The 16193-nt window shown below is 40.1% G+C and carries 18 protein-coding genes; 12 read left to right on the forward strand and 6 right to left on the reverse strand.

Translation table 11 applies throughout. From position 1 onward, the window contains the following. The first annotated feature begins 3 nt into the window (after positions 1 to 3). The 3 genes from PSPO_RS20840 to PSPO_RS20850 are packed head-to-tail and all read left to right on the forward strand — an operon-like array spanning position 4 to position 3891. On the forward strand, positions 4 to 1500 hold the full coding sequence (locus PSPO_RS20840; protein ID WP_010558584.1) for a sensor histidine kinase: 1497 nt from the start codon (positions 4 to 6) through the stop codon (positions 1498 to 1500). Next, positions 1487 to 1933 (forward strand): response regulator, encoded by a 447-nt coding sequence (locus PSPO_RS20845; protein ID WP_010558583.1) that lies wholly within the window; start codon positions 1487 to 1489, stop codon positions 1931 to 1933. Before PSPO_RS20840 ends, PSPO_RS20845 begins: the two co-directional genes overlap by 14 nt. Positions 1934 to 1941: 8 nt before the next feature. Then, complete coding sequence (locus PSPO_RS20850; protein WP_010558582.1) at positions 1942 to 3891, forward strand: response regulator; 1950 nt, start codon at positions 1942 to 1944, stop codon at positions 3889 to 3891. An 80-nt stretch (positions 3892 to 3971) separates the two neighbouring features. Here PSPO_RS20850 and PSPO_RS20855 read toward each other — a convergent pair whose 3' ends face one another. The 3 genes from PSPO_RS20855 to PSPO_RS20865 all read right to left on the reverse strand — a co-directional run bounded on the left by PSPO_RS20855 (position 3972) and on the right by PSPO_RS20865 (position 6476). Further along, positions 3972 to 4409: a GNAT family N-acetyltransferase gene (locus PSPO_RS20855; RefSeq protein ID WP_010558581.1), complete on the reverse strand. Its 438-nt coding sequence runs from the start codon at positions 4407 to 4409 to the stop codon at positions 3972 to 3974. A 239-nt stretch (positions 4410 to 4648) separates the two neighbouring features. Continuing rightward, positions 4649 to 5755 carry an EAL domain-containing protein gene (locus PSPO_RS20860; protein WP_010558580.1) on the reverse strand — a complete coding sequence of 369 codons (1107 nt, stop codon included), beginning with the start codon at positions 5753 to 5755 and terminating at the stop codon, positions 4649 to 4651. A gap of 151 nt (positions 5756 to 5906) precedes the next feature. Further along, positions 5907 to 6476 carry a BON domain-containing protein gene (locus tag PSPO_RS20865; protein WP_010558579.1) on the reverse strand — a complete coding sequence of 190 codons (570 nt, stop codon included), beginning with the start codon at positions 6474 to 6476 and terminating at the stop codon, positions 5907 to 5909. Between the two features lie 273 nt (positions 6477 to 6749). Here PSPO_RS20865 and PSPO_RS20870 point away from each other — a divergent pair, with 273 nt between their 5' ends. From PSPO_RS20870 to PSPO_RS20885, 4 genes are all read left to right on the forward strand, one after another. Continuing rightward, positions 6750 to 7643, forward strand: coding sequence for a mechanosensitive ion channel family protein (locus tag PSPO_RS20870; protein ID WP_193437085.1), 894 nt, complete (start codon positions 6750 to 6752; stop codon positions 7641 to 7643). 139 nt (positions 7644 to 7782) lie between these two features. Next, a complete protein-coding gene (locus PSPO_RS20875) occupies positions 7783 to 8229 on the forward strand; it encodes a ferritin-like domain-containing protein (protein WP_010558577.1) in 447 nt (148 codons plus the stop codon). 33 nt (positions 8230 to 8262) lie between these two features. Further along, positions 8263 to 8433, forward strand: coding sequence for a DUF1328 domain-containing protein (locus PSPO_RS20880; protein WP_010558576.1), 171 nt, complete (start codon positions 8263 to 8265; stop codon positions 8431 to 8433). 49 nt (positions 8434 to 8482) lie between these two features. Beyond that, positions 8483 to 8674 (forward strand): hypothetical protein, encoded by a 192-nt coding sequence (locus tag PSPO_RS20885; RefSeq protein ID WP_010558575.1) that lies wholly within the window; start codon positions 8483 to 8485, stop codon positions 8672 to 8674. 155 nt (positions 8675 to 8829) lie between these two features. Here PSPO_RS20885 and PSPO_RS20890 read toward each other — a convergent pair whose 3' ends face one another. Further along, a complete protein-coding gene (locus PSPO_RS20890; protein ID WP_010558574.1) occupies positions 8830 to 9753 on the reverse strand; it encodes a LysR family transcriptional regulator in 924 nt (307 codons plus the stop codon). A 97-nt stretch (positions 9754 to 9850) separates the two neighbouring features. Here PSPO_RS20890 and PSPO_RS20895 point away from each other — a divergent pair, with 97 nt between their 5' ends. Beyond that, the gene (locus PSPO_RS20895; RefSeq protein ID WP_010558573.1) at positions 9851 to 10267 is read left to right on the forward strand and encodes a VOC family protein; all 417 of its coding nucleotides are present in this window, start codon (positions 9851 to 9853) and stop codon (positions 10265 to 10267) included. A 13-nt stretch (positions 10268 to 10280) separates the two neighbouring features. Continuing rightward, positions 10281 to 11381, forward strand: a complete 1101-nt coding sequence (locus tag PSPO_RS20900; RefSeq protein ID WP_010558572.1) for an alkene reductase — start codon at positions 10281 to 10283, stop codon at positions 11379 to 11381. Between the two features lie 216 nt (positions 11382 to 11597). Here the strand turns inward: PSPO_RS20900 and PSPO_RS20905 are convergent, their stop codons facing one another. Together PSPO_RS20905 and PSPO_RS20910 are read right to left on the reverse strand one after the other, a co-directional pair. Continuing rightward, complete coding sequence (locus tag PSPO_RS20905; protein WP_051320912.1) at positions 11598 to 12590, reverse strand: fatty acid desaturase family protein; 993 nt, start codon at positions 12588 to 12590, stop codon at positions 11598 to 11600. Positions 12591 to 12655: 65 nt separating this feature from the next. Continuing rightward, on the reverse strand, positions 12656 to 13708 hold the full coding sequence (locus tag PSPO_RS20910) for a flavin reductase family protein (protein ID WP_010558570.1): 1053 nt from the start codon (positions 13706 to 13708) through the stop codon (positions 12656 to 12658). A gap of 958 nt (positions 13709 to 14666) precedes the next feature. On the opposite strand from PSPO_RS20910, the gene PSPO_RS20915 reads away from it, so the two are divergent. The 3 genes from PSPO_RS20915 (at position 14667) to PSPO_RS20925 (ending at position 16041) form a co-directional block, all read left to right on the forward strand. After that, the gene (locus PSPO_RS20915) at positions 14667 to 14978 is read left to right on the forward strand and encodes a hypothetical protein (RefSeq protein WP_010558569.1); all 312 of its coding nucleotides are present in this window, start codon (positions 14667 to 14669) and stop codon (positions 14976 to 14978) included. Between the two features lie 100 nt (positions 14979 to 15078). Further along, a complete protein-coding gene (locus PSPO_RS20920) occupies positions 15079 to 15543 on the forward strand; it encodes a GNAT family N-acetyltransferase (protein ID WP_010558568.1) in 465 nt (154 codons plus the stop codon). Between the two features lie 180 nt (positions 15544 to 15723). After that, a complete protein-coding gene (locus PSPO_RS20925) occupies positions 15724 to 16041 on the forward strand; it encodes a hypothetical protein (RefSeq protein ID WP_010558567.1) in 318 nt (105 codons plus the stop codon). Positions 16042 to 16193: the final 152 nt, after the last annotated feature.

Here is a 16193-nt window from a genome sequence, read left to right on the forward strand (position 1 = left end):
ATAATGAAAGCATTTTTCGATCGTGCTATTCACAGTATCGGCTTTGCATGGTGCGCATTTGTCATTATTGTATTGGGCATTAGCACTATTACGTTTATTGGGTTACAAAACACCCAAAGTATTGCGCAAATTCAGCAAAGTTTTCAAAACACATCAAAGGTGATGCTGGCTATTGACCGTTTGCATATCGACTTACTCAACGCCGAATCAAGCCAGCGCGCTTATTTAATCACGCTGCAAGAAGACGATTTAGCGCCTTATAAAAAAGCGTTAGATCAATTTTCTGAGAGTATTACGCAAGCCCGCGAAATTCGCTCTGAAAGCGATATTCAGCAAAAACGTATCGACAACTTTGTGCGCTACGCCGAAGCTAAGTTTGCCTTAGTGGGCGCAGGCATTCGTCACGTACAAACAAACTCTGAGCGATCGCCTAAGCGCCTTTTAAAAGATGTGCAAATATCTGACCTAGACTTACGCACCATTTATCAAGAGATCATTGAAAACGAAACGATTATTCGTAATCACTTATTTACCCGCTTAAGTAACGCACGTAAAACTTCTGAAGCAAACCTAATTTGGTTTGCCACTATTTGTATTGTGATGAGTAGCTTGTTTTTAATATTACTTATTAAACACCTGCGCAATGTTAAACAAAACGCATTAGAGCTTGAAAAAAGTAACGAATTACTTGAAGAAAAAGTACAAGAACGTACCCAAGCGCTGGAACTTTACGCCGAAGAGCTTGGTCGCAGTAACCGCGAGTTAGAAGATTTTGCGTTTATTGCATCACACGATCTGCAAGAGCCGCTGCGTAAAATTCGCGCATTTTCAGCGCGTATTACAGAGCTTTATGCCAACGCAATTGACGATAAAGGCAAAGATTACTTATCGCGTATGGATAATGCTGCTGCGCGTATGTCGTTGTTAATATCAGACTTATTAGCGTTATCGCGGGTAACGACAAAAGGGAAAGCTTTTGTTGAAGTAGACCTAAACACCGTACTTGAAGGCGTGCTGGACGACCTTGAAATCGCCATTAACGAATCAAACGCCACCATTACGTTGGCAAGCATGCCAAAAATTGAAGGTGACGAAAGCCAACTACAGCAGTTATTTTTAAATTTGTTATCAAATGCGCTTAAATTCCGCCAAGCCGATAAAGCGCCCGAAATCAATGTAACCGTATCAGAGGCTAGCGCCCCAGCACAACATTTAGATGATATTGCCAGCGAATGGATACAAATTGATGTGTGCGATAACGGCATCGGCTTTGAACAAGATTACAGCGATAAAATTTTCACCCCATTTCAGCGTTTGCACAGTCGCACCGCCTACAAAGGCACAGGCATTGGCTTGTCGGTTTGCAGACGCATCGTAGAGCGCCATGGCGGCCAAATTACTGCACACAGCGAAGTTGGCCAAGGTACAACGTTTACCATGATCCTGCCGATTGCAGCATCATCATTTCATTTAGAGGAAAATAGTAATGCTGGAAGCTGAAGTAAAACGAATTAATATTTTAATGGCCGACGACGACGAAGATGATCGTTTACTAACCCAAGACGCGCTTGAAGAAAGCCGAGTCATCAACAATTTGTATTTTGTAAATGACGGTGTTGAGCTGCTGGCGTATTTAAACAATCAAGCGCCGTTTGAAGATAAACAAAAATACCCGCGCCCTAATATTATTTTGCTCGATTTAAATATGCCACGTATGGATGGCCGCGAAGCGCTAAAGCTGATTAAAGAAAATGCGGCACTGCGCTCTATTCCCGTGGTTATTCTGACTACTTCAAAGCAAGAAGAAGACAAATTGCGTGGTTATGATCTTGGCGCAGCATCGTACATTACTAAACCAGTTACTTTTGAAGGCTTAGTTGAACTGATGAAACAGCTTGGTAAGTATTGGATTGAAATTGTTGAACTGCCATAGGAATTAATATGACAAGTGTTGAGCGCGTAAGTGTATTATTGGTAGAAGACGATGAAGACGATTATTTGCTTACGGTCGATTACCTTGAGCAAATTCCTAATTACCAATTTGATATCAAATGGTTAAGTGACTATCAAGGTGTGCTCGATGAATTAAAGCAGCAGCCGGTTGATTTATGCTTTTTAGACTATCACTTGGGCGCTCATACGGGTTTATCTATTTTAGAGGCCGCTAAATCACTTAAGCTTAGTACTACGTTTATTATGCTTACTGGGCAATCTGACGAGCGGCTTGATAAAGAAGCCCTTGCACACGGCGCAGATGACTTTTTATTAAAATCTGAAATAAGCAGCCCACGCTTTAATCGGGCAATTTTATATGCACTATCACGGCGTGACTTAGAAAACGAGCGCTTAGAGCGCTACAAAGCCGAGGCGGATAGCCGCGCAAAAGACCGTTTTATGGCGCATTTAAGCCATGAGTTACGCACACCGCTAACCTCAATTATTGGTTACACTGAGCTGCTGCGCGACAACCACCAACTTAGCAATATTAAGCCCGAATTAGACATTATTCATAACAACAGTCAGCATTTACTTAACCTGCTGAACGACGTACTCGATTTATCAAAAATTAATGCCAGCAGTTTAAATATTGAAAAGTCCCCCACCGAGCTGGGCCCGTTAATTGCCGATCTGCAAAGTTTGTTTTCAATGGAAACAAAGAAAAAAGGCATTGCGCTTAGCATAGTGGCAAAAGGCGACCTGCCAACAGTAATTATGACCGATGCCAAAAGGCTAAAGCAGATCTTAATTAACCTTGTTTACAACGCCATAAAGTTTACCCCCGAAGGCAAAGTTGAAGTGGTGTTCAAACTGGTGCAGCAAGATCAGAACTATTGTTTGAATGTAGCAGTACAAGATACCGGTGTTGGCATTGCAAAAGAAAAACAAAAACAAATATTTAAGCCGTTTGAGCAATTACAAGATACCATTACCCGTACCTCAGAAGGCGCAGGTTTGGGGCTGGCAATTAGTGCCGCTTTAGTTGAATTGTTTGGCGGAAAAATTACGCTCGAATCCGAAGTAGGTGTTGGTAGCACCTTTTGTTTTGATATTGACTTAGGCACCGACATTGGTGAATGCCAGCCTCTGAGTTTGGCAGCAAGCAAAAGTGATGAAAGCCAGCTTTGCCCGTTATCACTTAAAGGCGATGTACTAATTGTTGAAGATCTGCCCGAAATTCAAACCCTATTAAAAAACCTAATTAGTAACACTGGCGCAAAAGTAGCCTGTGTAAATAACGGGCTCGATGCGGTTAACTTAGTGTGCTCAGGCGAGCAGGCGTTTGATCTTATTTTTATGGATTTGCATATGCCCGAAATGGGTGGCAGAGAGGCCATTGTTACGCTCAGAAAGCAAGGTATTAACACACCGATTATTGCCCTCACCGCAGCTGCACAAAAAGACAATATCGATACCCTGCTTGCCCTTGGTTTTGATGGCATTATTACCAAGCCAATAAATACCGAATTGCTTTACCAGTCGCTTGAAGCGCATTTACAAGCAAAACCATGCATCAGGGAAAAACCCGCTTCTTCTGCTGATGAAAACGCAACTAAACAACGTATTTTAGTGGTAGAAGATGATAAAAACACCCGCGATTTAATGTGTTTGCTGTTTGATTCACTTGGCTGTGAAAGTCACAGTGTAAGCGGTTTTAGCGAATGCTGTGCCTTGTTAGACAACGACACCGCATTTGATACGATTTGCCTCGATTTAAACCTAGCTGATGGCTCGGGTTTAACCCTCGCAAGTGAAATAAAGGCAAAAGAGTGTGGTGCCAACCTAGTTATTGTTAGCGGTAGCGAACCACCCGCTGAGGCGCTTGCCAAACACCAAATTGAGCATGTGATTTTAAAGCCTGTGTCGTTAGCAGACTTAAAACACGTGATTTAACACGCTAGCTTTAGGTGATACGCCAACTAAAATGGGGTAAGTTTTCACTAAAAACCGCCCCTTTTTAGTATTATTGCAAACTATAGCGATATTATCGCGAGCATATCTTCGTTGTCTTCATCCATGCCCACTTCTTGAAAGCCAAAGCGTGAGTAAAAGTCTTTCGCGACAGGATTTTTAGGGTTATAGCATATTTCAATCTCACACAACCCCGGTGTTAACTTAATCGCGTCAAGCGCTTGATTTAAAGCGATTCTGCCAATGCCTTTATTTTGATATTTGTGATCTATCATAAAACGCCAAATCGACACTTTTTCTGGTGATTCTTGCACCCACATAAAAAAGCCAACAGCTTGGTTATCACAATAAATTGCTTTGCAGGTATGGCCAGAATTGTAATGCGACTCAACCAGCGACCACATATTACATGCCACGTAATCTTGCTGATCTTCTGTTACATCTAAATCACACACTAACTCATAATTTGAACTGGTTATTTCTTTAAGTACTACGTCCATATATTCTCTAACTGATATACCTAAAGAAGAATGTACTCTAGGTAAATTTACAAATACCTGAACGCGAGTTCAGGTTAAATAAAACAAGAAGTTAGTAGACCACACAGATTAATAAAGAGTTCAATACAGCTGCTAGGCAAAACATGTTAACCGCTTTAAACATTGAAGATGGGCGCCAGTAACTTAGATGTTGGTTACTGGCATTGGATAGTTATATGCGCAGTTATACAGACTTAACGTTAATTAATGCCTTTTAGCGTATTATCTATTTGTGTTTGCGCTTCAACAGTTAGTTTTGATTGTTGCAGCATGGGTTTACCTAATAAAAAGCCTTGATAGTAATCCGCCTTATATTCGCGCAGTATCGCTAATTCTTGCTGATGTTCTATGCCCTCTGCGATCACTTTGCTGCCATTGTCATGCGCTATCTGAATAAGATGCTTCACAATTGTTTGTTTATACGGATCTTCGTGTAAACCACGCACTAAATCCATGTCTATTTTCACGTAATCAGGGCGATACTTGTGTAACATATTTAAGCCCGACCATCCCGAGCCAATATCATCAAGTGCAACACCAAAACCTGCATTACGATAAAAATTTAAGATCCCACGCATTACCGATTCATCTGTTGCTGATGTTGTTTCTGTAATTTCAAATACCACATCTTGTGGTTGAATACCCAGCACGTTAATGGCTGAGGCTGTCGCCCTTAAGCAATAAGATGGATCGTAAATACTCGATGGATTAAAGTTGATAAACAGCTTGCCATTAAGTCCTGATTTTTTGAAATGACCAACTGCCGAGCGACGAGCGACTAAATCAAGTGAAAACAATAAATCGGAGCCTTCCGCTAGTTTGAACGCGTGAGCTGGCGGAACAATGTTATTAAACTCATCACGGATCCTAAATAGCCCCTCGTAAGCAAATGGCGTTACTTCACCGTGTTTGTCTAATTCAAAAATTGGTTGAAAATGCGTTTCGTAGTTGTCGCCTTCAATGGCGTTAATTATCCATTCACTGTTTAATCGATTGATAAGCACACTTGCAGGCACCAAACGACCAATATCAGCAAAACTAGGCTCCCTTCCATCGGTTGTTGTTATTTTTGAGGCATTTAGTTCGTTGGGTTCAAACTCGCCAAATAAACCAAGTAAAAAGCGATTAACCTGTCGCTTAGTAACTTTCACCCGAATGCAATGTGAGTCAACCTGAGTTGCGGGGTAATCACCATTTCCACAAAACACAATTGCTTTGTTCACGCTCTCAAAGGTTGGTAAAAATAACCAAAACGTGGTTTCAGGGAATAAGTAGTTATCGATTCTTTCGCAATCCGCACAAAACATAACTAGGTACCTAATAGGAGTTTAATTGGTATACGTACAACATGGTTATATAGTTTATTATTGCGTTTAAAACAAAAATTACATGAATTGAATACAGGCATAAAAAAAGCACCTTTCGGTGCTTTTTTGTAGTGCAGTAATTGGGACAGGATTAAGACTGTTTTACAACGCGAAGGTTATCTTCTACGTTTTCAACGTCGTCTGCATTTTTAGCAATGGTAATTGCTAATTGCTTTTCAGCTTCTGATTCAACTTCACCTGTTAAGGTAACGTTCTGGCCTTCAACATCAACGTCAATGCTCGTACCGCTAATATCTGTATCGAACAATAAGCGTGTTTTGATTACCGTTGCAATTTTTGCGTCTACAAAGTCAGACTCAATTTGACTGTCGTCTTTTTCTGACTTGTTTTTGCTATCTGGTATCACTGTTAAACGGTTTTCAACCTCTTTAACGCCGTCGATACCAATCACTAACTCTTGTGCCAGCTTTTTATCAACATCGTGATTTACTTTACCCGTTAGCGTTACCACACCTTTATCTACATCGGTGTTAATATCAAACGAATTTAACTGTGTATTGAAAAGTAAGGTTGCTTCAGCTTTACCATCAATCCAAGCGTCGCTTGCTTCTTTTTTCCACTGGTTGTCTTTCGCATTTACTGAAAGAGCAGTTGTAGATAAAACAGTAACTAGTGCAAGTGTATTAAATGTACGATTCATAATAAATTTCCTTTTTGCTGAGTTCGATTTACTTAATGCATTTCACATACCAGAATTTTTAGCATTAAATATCAACAGCTTATACAAAAATAGAAATTTGCCAATGTAGTATTTACATAACCAGTGTGAAAAATATCCATGTACCTTTTACACAAATACACCGCCCCATTATTACAAACGCCTCACAACACCTTAGCCTTACTCAATTTAGCTACGCTGGCATATAAACTGCGTGCCCCAAGGTAACGTCATTACTTTATTAAAGGAGCAGTTATGTCGATTACATTGGAGAAGTTTTGGTCTCTTATAAATGAAAAGCTCACTCATTGGCTTGAAATAACCATAAAGAATTTGCCCAACATGGTAATTGCGCTTGTTATCTTCATTGTGTTTTTAGTTTTATCTAAATGGATATCGGGTTGGATAAAGAAGTTACTTAACCGCATTTTTGAGTCATCACAAATTGCCGGCCTTATTACAGGCATTTGTCGCATGGTGATTATTGTTATTGGTTTCTTTTTCGCACTCGACATTATGGGGCTGTCAAAAGCAGTAGCATCATTACTTGCGGGTGCGGGTATTATTGGCCTTGCTATTGGCTTTGCTTTTCAAGATATGACCGAAAACCTAATTGCAGGCATTGTAATGGGTATTCGTAAACCATTTCGCGTTGGCGATATTATAGAAGCGGGCGATACCTTTGGCACCGTAGAGCGTATTAACCTGCGCAATACTCTAATAGAGAACTTTTATGGTCAAATGGCCATAGTGCCCAACAAAATCCTGTTTAAAAACGAGCTATTAAATTACTCGCGCCTACGTAAACGTCGTATTGAAGTACCTGTGGGGATTTCTTACGCAGACGATGTAGATAAAGCACGAGACGTACTTACCCATGCTATTAATGATCTTGATGGCGTAATTAAACAATCTGAAACTGCAGTATATGCCAGCGAGTTTGCTGACAGCTCAGTAAACCTGCTTGTATGGTTTTGGATAGACTACCCAGGCGAGATTGGCTTTATGGAAATGCGCCACAAAGCGGTTGCCACTATTCATAAAACACTTGAACAAAACGACATTCTTATTCCATTCCCAATCCGTACTTTGGACTTTAACGCAAAGGGTGGCCACTCTTTGCAAGATATACAGAGTCAAGATAAGTAAAAACTTCATAGTGCCTGTAAATGTGTCGCAGGCACTTTTCAACAAAACAACCTAAACAACTGATTTTTAATACTTTAATTTTTGGCACATGCCATGCATTAATAGTTTGAACCGTTAAGAAAATTGAAAAGGAGCATTTATGTCAAACTCGAATTACAACTTAACCCCGGTAAAAGAGCTTGTGAAAGTTTTAAATGGCGGTATCGAATTTTATAAAGAAGCTAAAACAAAAGTCTCTAGCCAAAGTCTTGAAATCATCTTCGACCGCATGATTTCTGAGAAAGAGCGTGCCGCGGCTGAATTGCAACCATTAGTAGTGCTTGATGAAGGTGAAGTCGAAACGGACAGCGACTTAGTTGTATCAATGCGCGAAACATATACCAAGGTGTTGTCGGTAGTAAGTACTGACAAAGAGCATACTTACATTGCCCAACTTGAAGAAGTTGAAGACCGCGTGCTTGATAAAATTGAAGCTGCGCTTGAAGAGCCATTGCCAGCCCCTTACTTCAGTACGTTAAAACTGATTCAAAACAGCATGCAAGCGTGTCATGACGAGATGAAAGCATTGCAAGAAGTAACCGCTTAATAGTTAACCGAAACCGATAATTAAGGAGGATGTATGCTTGGTTGGTCACTTACATTTATTGTTTTAGCAATTGTTGCCGCACTTTTAGGATTTGGTGGCATTGCAGGCGCCGCAGCGAGTATCGCGAAAATTTTATTCTTTGTATTTGTCGCACTGTTGGTACTGTCGCTGATTTTACCCAGAGTAAGGGCACCCAGGGCTTAAGCGGGCCAAAAACCGCTAATACTCAATTAATTTTATAAGGAAAAATATCATGAAAACATTAATGGCAATGACAAAAGTAATTGCACTTGGTGCAGTATTTACACTAACGGGTTGTTCTGAAGGCCCAGCAGAAGATGCAGGCGAGCGTATTGATGAAGCCATCACTGACGCGCAAAACAAAGCCGAAGACCTGTGTGAAAAAGCGAAAGAAGAGATCGGCAGCGAAGAACAAAACTGCTAATAGCTTTGCAACCACAGAGTTTATTAATCTGATTTAAACCCAACGAGTAGGCCTAAGCGACTATCATTATCCCCAGATAGTCGCTTTTTTTATTTTAAAATTTAAACCACACCACGTCGTCAAGCCATAACATCTAAAACTAACTCTTTGATATTTCATATTTTAATAGATTTATGATTCAACCACTGTTCAAAATAAGTTAAAAATACTTTTACCTGCATTGGTAAATATTGTCTGCTTGCATAAATGGCTTGTACGCCCACTACTTCAGTATCGCTGTGGTTAAACCCTCGTACGTATTCATCTAATAGCAATACAAGTTTGTTTTTAGAGAGATCTTCTCTTATGTCGATCAACGATTTAAATGCTATACCATGACCTTGAACTGCCCAATGCCTAATTACTTCACCATCAGAGCACGATAAATGCGGCGCTACTTTTATTAGCTGCCGTTTGTTATTAATTTCAAAATACCACTCGTTTAGTGGTTGTCCTGAGCGCTCTAAAATCAGACATCGATGCTTTAATAACTCTTTAGGGTGTTGCGGTAATCCATAATTTTTTATGTAATCAGGCGAGGCACACAGCACTCGTCGATTTTTAGCTAACTGCCTACTAATAAGGTTACTGTCTGGTAAATTACCAAATCTAAACGCGATATCTACCCCTTCATCGATGATGTTAATTAAGCTGTCAGTTAACATCAAATGAGGTGAGACATCTGGGTGAATACTGCTAAATTCTGCAAGGGCGGGGGCAACATATTGTCGGCCGAAATCAGATGTTGCCGATATTCGTAAATTTCCTCGCAAAGTGTCTTGCGATTCTTGAAGCATGTTTTCCGTATTTTCTACCTCTTCAATTACACGTAAACAGCCAGCATAAAAACGCTCACCAACATCAGTTAACGAGATACTTCGTGTATTTCGCGTCAATAATCTAGTGCCGTAACGCATTTCAAGTTGGTTAATGCGTGCTGTCATGCTTGCGGGTGAAAGCCCTAATTTTCGTCCAGCTGCCGCCAATCCTCCCGCTTTTACAACGTGAACAAACAACGCCATATCATCAATTTTAGCCATAATTCTTCAATTATTCTGAATAGTGATTTAACTCTACGAGCAATTATCAATTTAATCAAAATAGTTAAACTGAATACATCGCTTTAAGGAGGTTGATATGCAATTGAATCACGCACTATTGCTAGCATCGGATTTGGATGAAATGTCTCAGTTTTTAATACGAACACTTGGTTTGAAAAAAGGACAACGTCCGCCATTTGGTTTTGCAGGTGTTTGGTTGTATGACGAACTCAATGTGCCTTGTATCCACATTGCAAAAAGAGATGACATTAACCCTGTGCAATCTTTTTATTTAGGGCATCACGAAACGCATAGTTCAATACCGAGCTTGCCAACGGTAGACCATTTAGCGTTTACCTCAAATGACTACCACAGAATAAAAGAACGTTTAACAAGGTTAAACATGCCATTTGTTGAACGAGAAATCCCTGAAGCAAACGAACATCAAGTATTTATCAAAGGTCCTGATGGCCTAAAAATCGAAATTCTATTTTCGAGCAATGACATTCACTAATAAGGTTAAGAATATGAAAAACGCATTATTTAACACCGGTAAACTTGGCAACCTTAATACCAATAATAAAGTGGTGATGGCACCTATGACGCGTTCTCGTACCGCGCAACCTGGTGACATTCCTACAGACTTAATGGCAACTTACTATGCACAACGAGCAAGTGCAGGCTTTATCGTATCGGAGGCCACCCAAATTTCTGCACAAGGCAAAGGGTATTCTTTTACGCCCGGTATTTACACACAAGCCCAGATCGACGGTTGGAAAAAAGTAACCCATGCAGTACATAACAACGGAGGCATTATTTTTTCTCAGCTATGGCATGTAGGCCGCATGTCACATTCGGTGTTTCATTCAGATGGATTACCCGTTGCTCCTAGCGCCTTAGCACCTGATGCACAAGTATGGATAGTCGGTGATGATGGCGTTGGCCGTATGCTTGACTGCCCTACTCCACGCGCATTATCCACGCAAGAAATTAAAGGCATTGTAGCCGACTACCGCCAAGCGGCAGCAAATGCAATAGAAGCAGGATTTAACGGTGTAGAAGTGCATGCTGGAAACGGTTATTTAATTGACCAGTTTTTACGCGCTACCTCTAATAAACGTGATGACGAATATGGTGGCAGCTTAGAAAACCGTATTCGTTTTGCATTAGAGATCATCAAAGCAATTAGCAACGAAATAGGTGCTGAGCGCACAGCGATAAGGTTAGCGCCATTTATAACCCAAAGAGGCATGAACGACCCAGAAGCAATCGATGCTATTTTATTGTTAGCAAAGTATTTTGACGAATTGGACATTGCTTATATTCACCTTGCTGAGTCTGATTGGGATGATGCCCCGACTGTTACCGAAACATTTCGTCAGCAACTTCGTAAAAATTTTTCTGGCGCAATTGTTGTCGCCGGTAATTACACGCCCGAAAAAGCAAACGACCTCATAAGCGATAATTTGGTTGATTACGTTGCGTTTGGTCGGAAATTTCTAGCAAACCCCGATTTGCCTTATCGCTTAGAGAACAACCTACCGTTAAACGAAATTTCAGATCCTAGCACTTTGTTTGGTGGTGATGAACGTGGGTACACCGATTACCCTATTTACGGCGAGCAATAAGCATTCAACTATAATCAGACTGAAGGTTGAACTTAACCTTCAGTTTTGTATAAGCAAGTTTGAACATCGCTATTTATTATCTCAAGCTGTAGTGAATAGTAATACGTGCTAAAAAGGAAACCTAAGCTTATGTAACTAGATTAGAAAATAATGCACCCGCGCTATCGTTGGCAGACAATAACCGGGCACATTATGTTAAGGAACTGATTTAACCAGTTATGGCAACGAATAGCGCAAAATACGTTTAACTACCGAGCCATATTGTTTGAAAAAACTACCTGTGTTGTATTGAATGCCGTGTTCACGAAATACCTTTTGCACTTTAGGCGCAATTTCACGGTAACGTTTTGCAGGCATATCTGGAAATAAATGATGCTCTATTTGAAAGCTTAAGTGCCCAGTTAGAACATGAAACCACTTACTCCCTTTTATATTTGATGAGCCCAATGCTTGACGGTAATACCACTGCCCTTTTGTCTCGTTTTCGCATTCTTTTTCACTGAATGTTTTTACATCGCCAGTAAAATGACCACAAAAGATAATAGTTGATGTCCATAAGTTACGTAGCAAATTGGCAATTAGATTACCCACTAATACCCATAAAAAGAATGGCCCTGCTAACAGTGGGAAAATTAGATAGTCTTTAATCAATTGACGCGCACCTTTACTAAAAAACCGTGTTTTTAGTTCGCTGTGTGGCACTTTGTAATCGCGATTCTCTTTTTTCTTACCAAAGAACACACGCTCAGCGGCAAGCTCGTGATACGCCACGCCCCACTGAAATAACACACTTAAATTTAGGTAAGTGATAAATTGCCAAAGGTTTTTTACTCGCCAGCGAAAATCGTTTGATAAGCGTAATAAACCATAACCAAAGTCGCGATCTTTACCGATAATATTGGTATAGGTGTGATGCTCAAAGTTATGTACGCGGTTCCAGCTTTTACCGTCGCAGGCGATATCCCATTCGTACGCTTTAGAATTAATATGCTTGTCGTTCATCCAGTCATACTGGCCATGCATAACATTGTGGCCGATTTCCATATTGTCGAGTATTTTAGCCGTTGCAAGCGCAAGCACACCAACAAGCCAAAGCCACGGCGTAATAAAGCCAAGCACCAATAAAATACGCCCCGACCATTCTAAAATCCGCTGCATAACGATTACACGGCGAATGTAATTTGCGTCTTGCTCACCCACTTTAGCCATGGTTGATGCTTGAATATCATTTAACTGCTTGGCTAATAAATCATAATTTGGTTCTGCTACTGTGTTCACGCTTTAAACTCCACATCTGACACCACTTGCGATACACATAATTGAATTAACTCTTCACCGTAATCTGATAATTTACCGGTGCGCATATCTCGCACTACGCCTTTTTTCTTTACGCATTGGCATTGATGACAAATACCCATGCCACAGCCATAAGGCACATTAATTTTGTTTGCTTGAAACTGCGCTAAAAGTGGCTGTTGGTTGTCGGCTGTAAATTTAATGCCGCCATGGTCCACCTGAAAATGCGCTTTTTCATCACCGTGTACATGCAAATTAACTAACGAAAAATGCTCACTTGAAATTGATATCTGATGGGCTTCTGCATAATTTTGAATAGTTTTATAAAAATCATTTGGACCACACACCAGCCACTTTGAATTATGAAACTCCGATAGCTTTTCAATAACATCGCCGTCACTACTTCGACTAAGTAAGGTAAAGGTAAAATTTGCTAAGCGATTGCTTAAGCTCTCAAGTTCCGCCACCACTAGATGCTCATTTGCTTTTGCGTAGTACACCAAATGGATAGGATCCACCTGTTCGTGTAGGTTTTGATGCAGCATCGCAATAAATGGCGTAATGCCAGAGCCAGCAGCGAAAAAAGTAACCGCACCGCTTTGCGGTAATAAAAACGCTCCCTTGGGTTTTGAAATATTAACCCACGAATTAACCTGTAAGCGCGCTAAATAAGGGGTAAATGCCCCCGCATCTTGCTGCTTAACCACTAAACGGATCACCCCTTCGTGCATTGCCTGATTCGGGCTTGAAGCAATAGTAAATACACGCGTAACTAATCGGCCGTTAATCTCTAACGTTAGTTCAATATGCTGCCCCGCTTTATGCGTTGGCCAACGGGACTCTGTTTTTAACTCAATCGCAAGTGTTCGATTAGCAATAGCCTGAACCACAACCACCTTGGCTCGATAATAACCATCGCGCCAACTTGGCTTAAATAATTGAATTACAGGCTCAATATATCCCGCCATCGATGTGTGATGGAAAAACTGTTTACTGAACCAGTTAGAAAGTGGGTTTAACAAAACATTCATAGTTTAGGCTTACACATGTACGCTCAATTAGCGCACAAGTGTAAGCTGAACAGGTGTTTTTTTTCAAGCCCCTTAATAGGTGAAAATAGAGTTTTTACTTTATAAACCTAAGCGAGCACTCTTTTAACCTAGCTGCTAACACATGCCTTTTATGAGTTTAAAACCAAATAAAACAATAAGTTAAAACTTTCACAGCTTAATAAATCAGCTCTTTCAAATAGCCTTTTTATTTAGGATTATTTTTTAAAAAATTTGATGGGTTTGGTTTGAAAAAAATCTTTAACGTGGGAGTTTAAGTAAATGATTTGAGTTCAATTTGTAATATCTGAGTATATAAAGTCACCTAATTCCAAAATTCCAATTTTAAGATTTGATCGAGTTTCAATAGCTTGAATAATGAACTTGTTTTTGTGGAAATCAGGTATGTATAAACTCAGCTAATTCCAGAATCTGAACTTAGATTAATTTCATTAAAACAGTTGGTTAGGCTAATTAAACCGAAAAAATGGCAGCTTTTTTTCTGAATTAGCGTTATTTTTATCGATTATTTTTTCTGTCCGTTAGTAATTTTTTGAGATTTCAATCTGGAGAAGGTGGGAGTTTTGAACATTCAAACGACTCTCAATGGTCGTCTAATCGCTATTAACCAAGTTCTCAAAAATAGACGTTCACCTATACACGTTTTTGCCCCAAGACGTGTTTATTCGAATGCCGCAAAAGAGCGAACAGCGGTCTTTAAAAATTACTTTTCTATTTCGTCAGAGTATATTGCTTGCATAGTCAGGAAAACAATCCAATCGCACGTTTTTGTCCTGAGATAAAAGCCATCATTGCTGCATTTTGTTAGTACTGGCAAATAGTTAAGAAGTTTGTTACAAATGAGTCATTCATAAAAACGAGCGACGCTGTGGTAGAAAAATGCGCGATTCGCTCGCTATAAACATGTTAAATGGCAATCATGGATATCGAAGCTATCAAACAAGTTCTGAGATCTTGGTTAGAGGAAGGCTACCTAGAAGGTGAACTATCAGTAGAGCCAGAATGGTATGTCTTGTGGCAGCCTGAAGAACTGAAAGAATTCAATCGCGACTATCAGATCGCCGAGTACGCTCCTGGCTTTTTAACATTCGGCGGTAATGGTGGCGGTGAGCTTTTGGTTGTGAATGAAGCCGAAGAGGTGTTTTACATGCCAAGCATTGGTATGGCACCAGAATCGGCCATTAAGATTGCAAATAGTCTGCAAGAATTTAAAGGCTACATGCAGCAATGAACAAGCCATTTAACAAGGCCAAGCAGCATCGCGCACTCCGTGCGCTGGACCTCGCTACGCTCGGCCGCTGTTGGCGGCGTTATGTGCTAGGAGAGTAAACGTGGACAAAATCGTTATTTCACAATTAGTTGATAGTGATCGAAGTGCTGTTTTTGACTTGCTTCAAAACGAGCAAACTATGAGGTTTTTGGGACCTAGAAGACCTTTGACTGATGCAGAAGCTGAAGTTTGGTTTGCTAATGAGCAACAGGCAAAAACTAGGTTTGCGTTCAGGTCTGTTGAAACTAACGAAATTGTTGGGTTTTGTGGAATTACGCTACTTGATGCTGAGCTCGACTTTGGGTATTTCATTCGACAGAAGTTTTGGGGGAAAGGGCTGGCGTGGCTAATGTGCAAGTCAGCAATATTCAAACTGGCTCAATCCATCGACTTAACCCAAGTTAAAGTTTTCATTGCTTCAGATAATGTGGGTAGCCAAAAAGTGGCGCATAAACTTGGTTGGCAAATAAAGTGCGTAGCTAAGAATGAATTTGAGTCAGGGCACTTATATCAAATACGTGCATAACAAAGCATTTCAGAGTGATTCGCAACGCTTAGCTGTATATGGAAGATTGGCATGTTAAGCATTTCGAGCATTTAACACCCACAGTAATAAGTGATTTTAATGGCAAGCCTGTAATTAAAATTAATGAACTAAAGGCATGGTATACAGATAACAAACCAACTAAAAGTACGGAGAAAATAAATGGACTTTAACCAAACTAAACAAATTCTTGAAACTGTCGCATCCCATGGTAAATCTGGATGCGGTATCATAACTTTGGCAAATCAAACTAATATTAGCCAATCACAACTGAGAGAGTTTCTCGATTCTAATAATGATTTTTTCTGCCAACTAAACAATAAACCCACTTATACACTTAACGCATTTGGTAAATACAAAGGCTCTGTTGAAGCTATGTTGCAATCTGTTTCAGAGCGCAATGAAAAAACAAAGTTAAATCAATTGATTTTGGTTGCATGTGTCGCTTTTGCTTTTGGGTATATTTTAGGCGGCATATAACCAGTTGCTACAGCATCATTTCGGCCAAAAATACTGCCGGACTAAGCTATGGCGACACTATTTAGCAAATCGGAATTGCATTTAATTAAACCAAACAAGAAAGTAAAACATGATTAAAAAGATAATCTCTATCTTAATAGCAATACTAGGTG

Source organism: Pseudoalteromonas spongiae UST010723-006, assembly GCF_000238255.3.
Classification (GTDB): Bacteria; Pseudomonadota; Gammaproteobacteria; order Enterobacterales; family Alteromonadaceae; genus Pseudoalteromonas; species Pseudoalteromonas spongiae.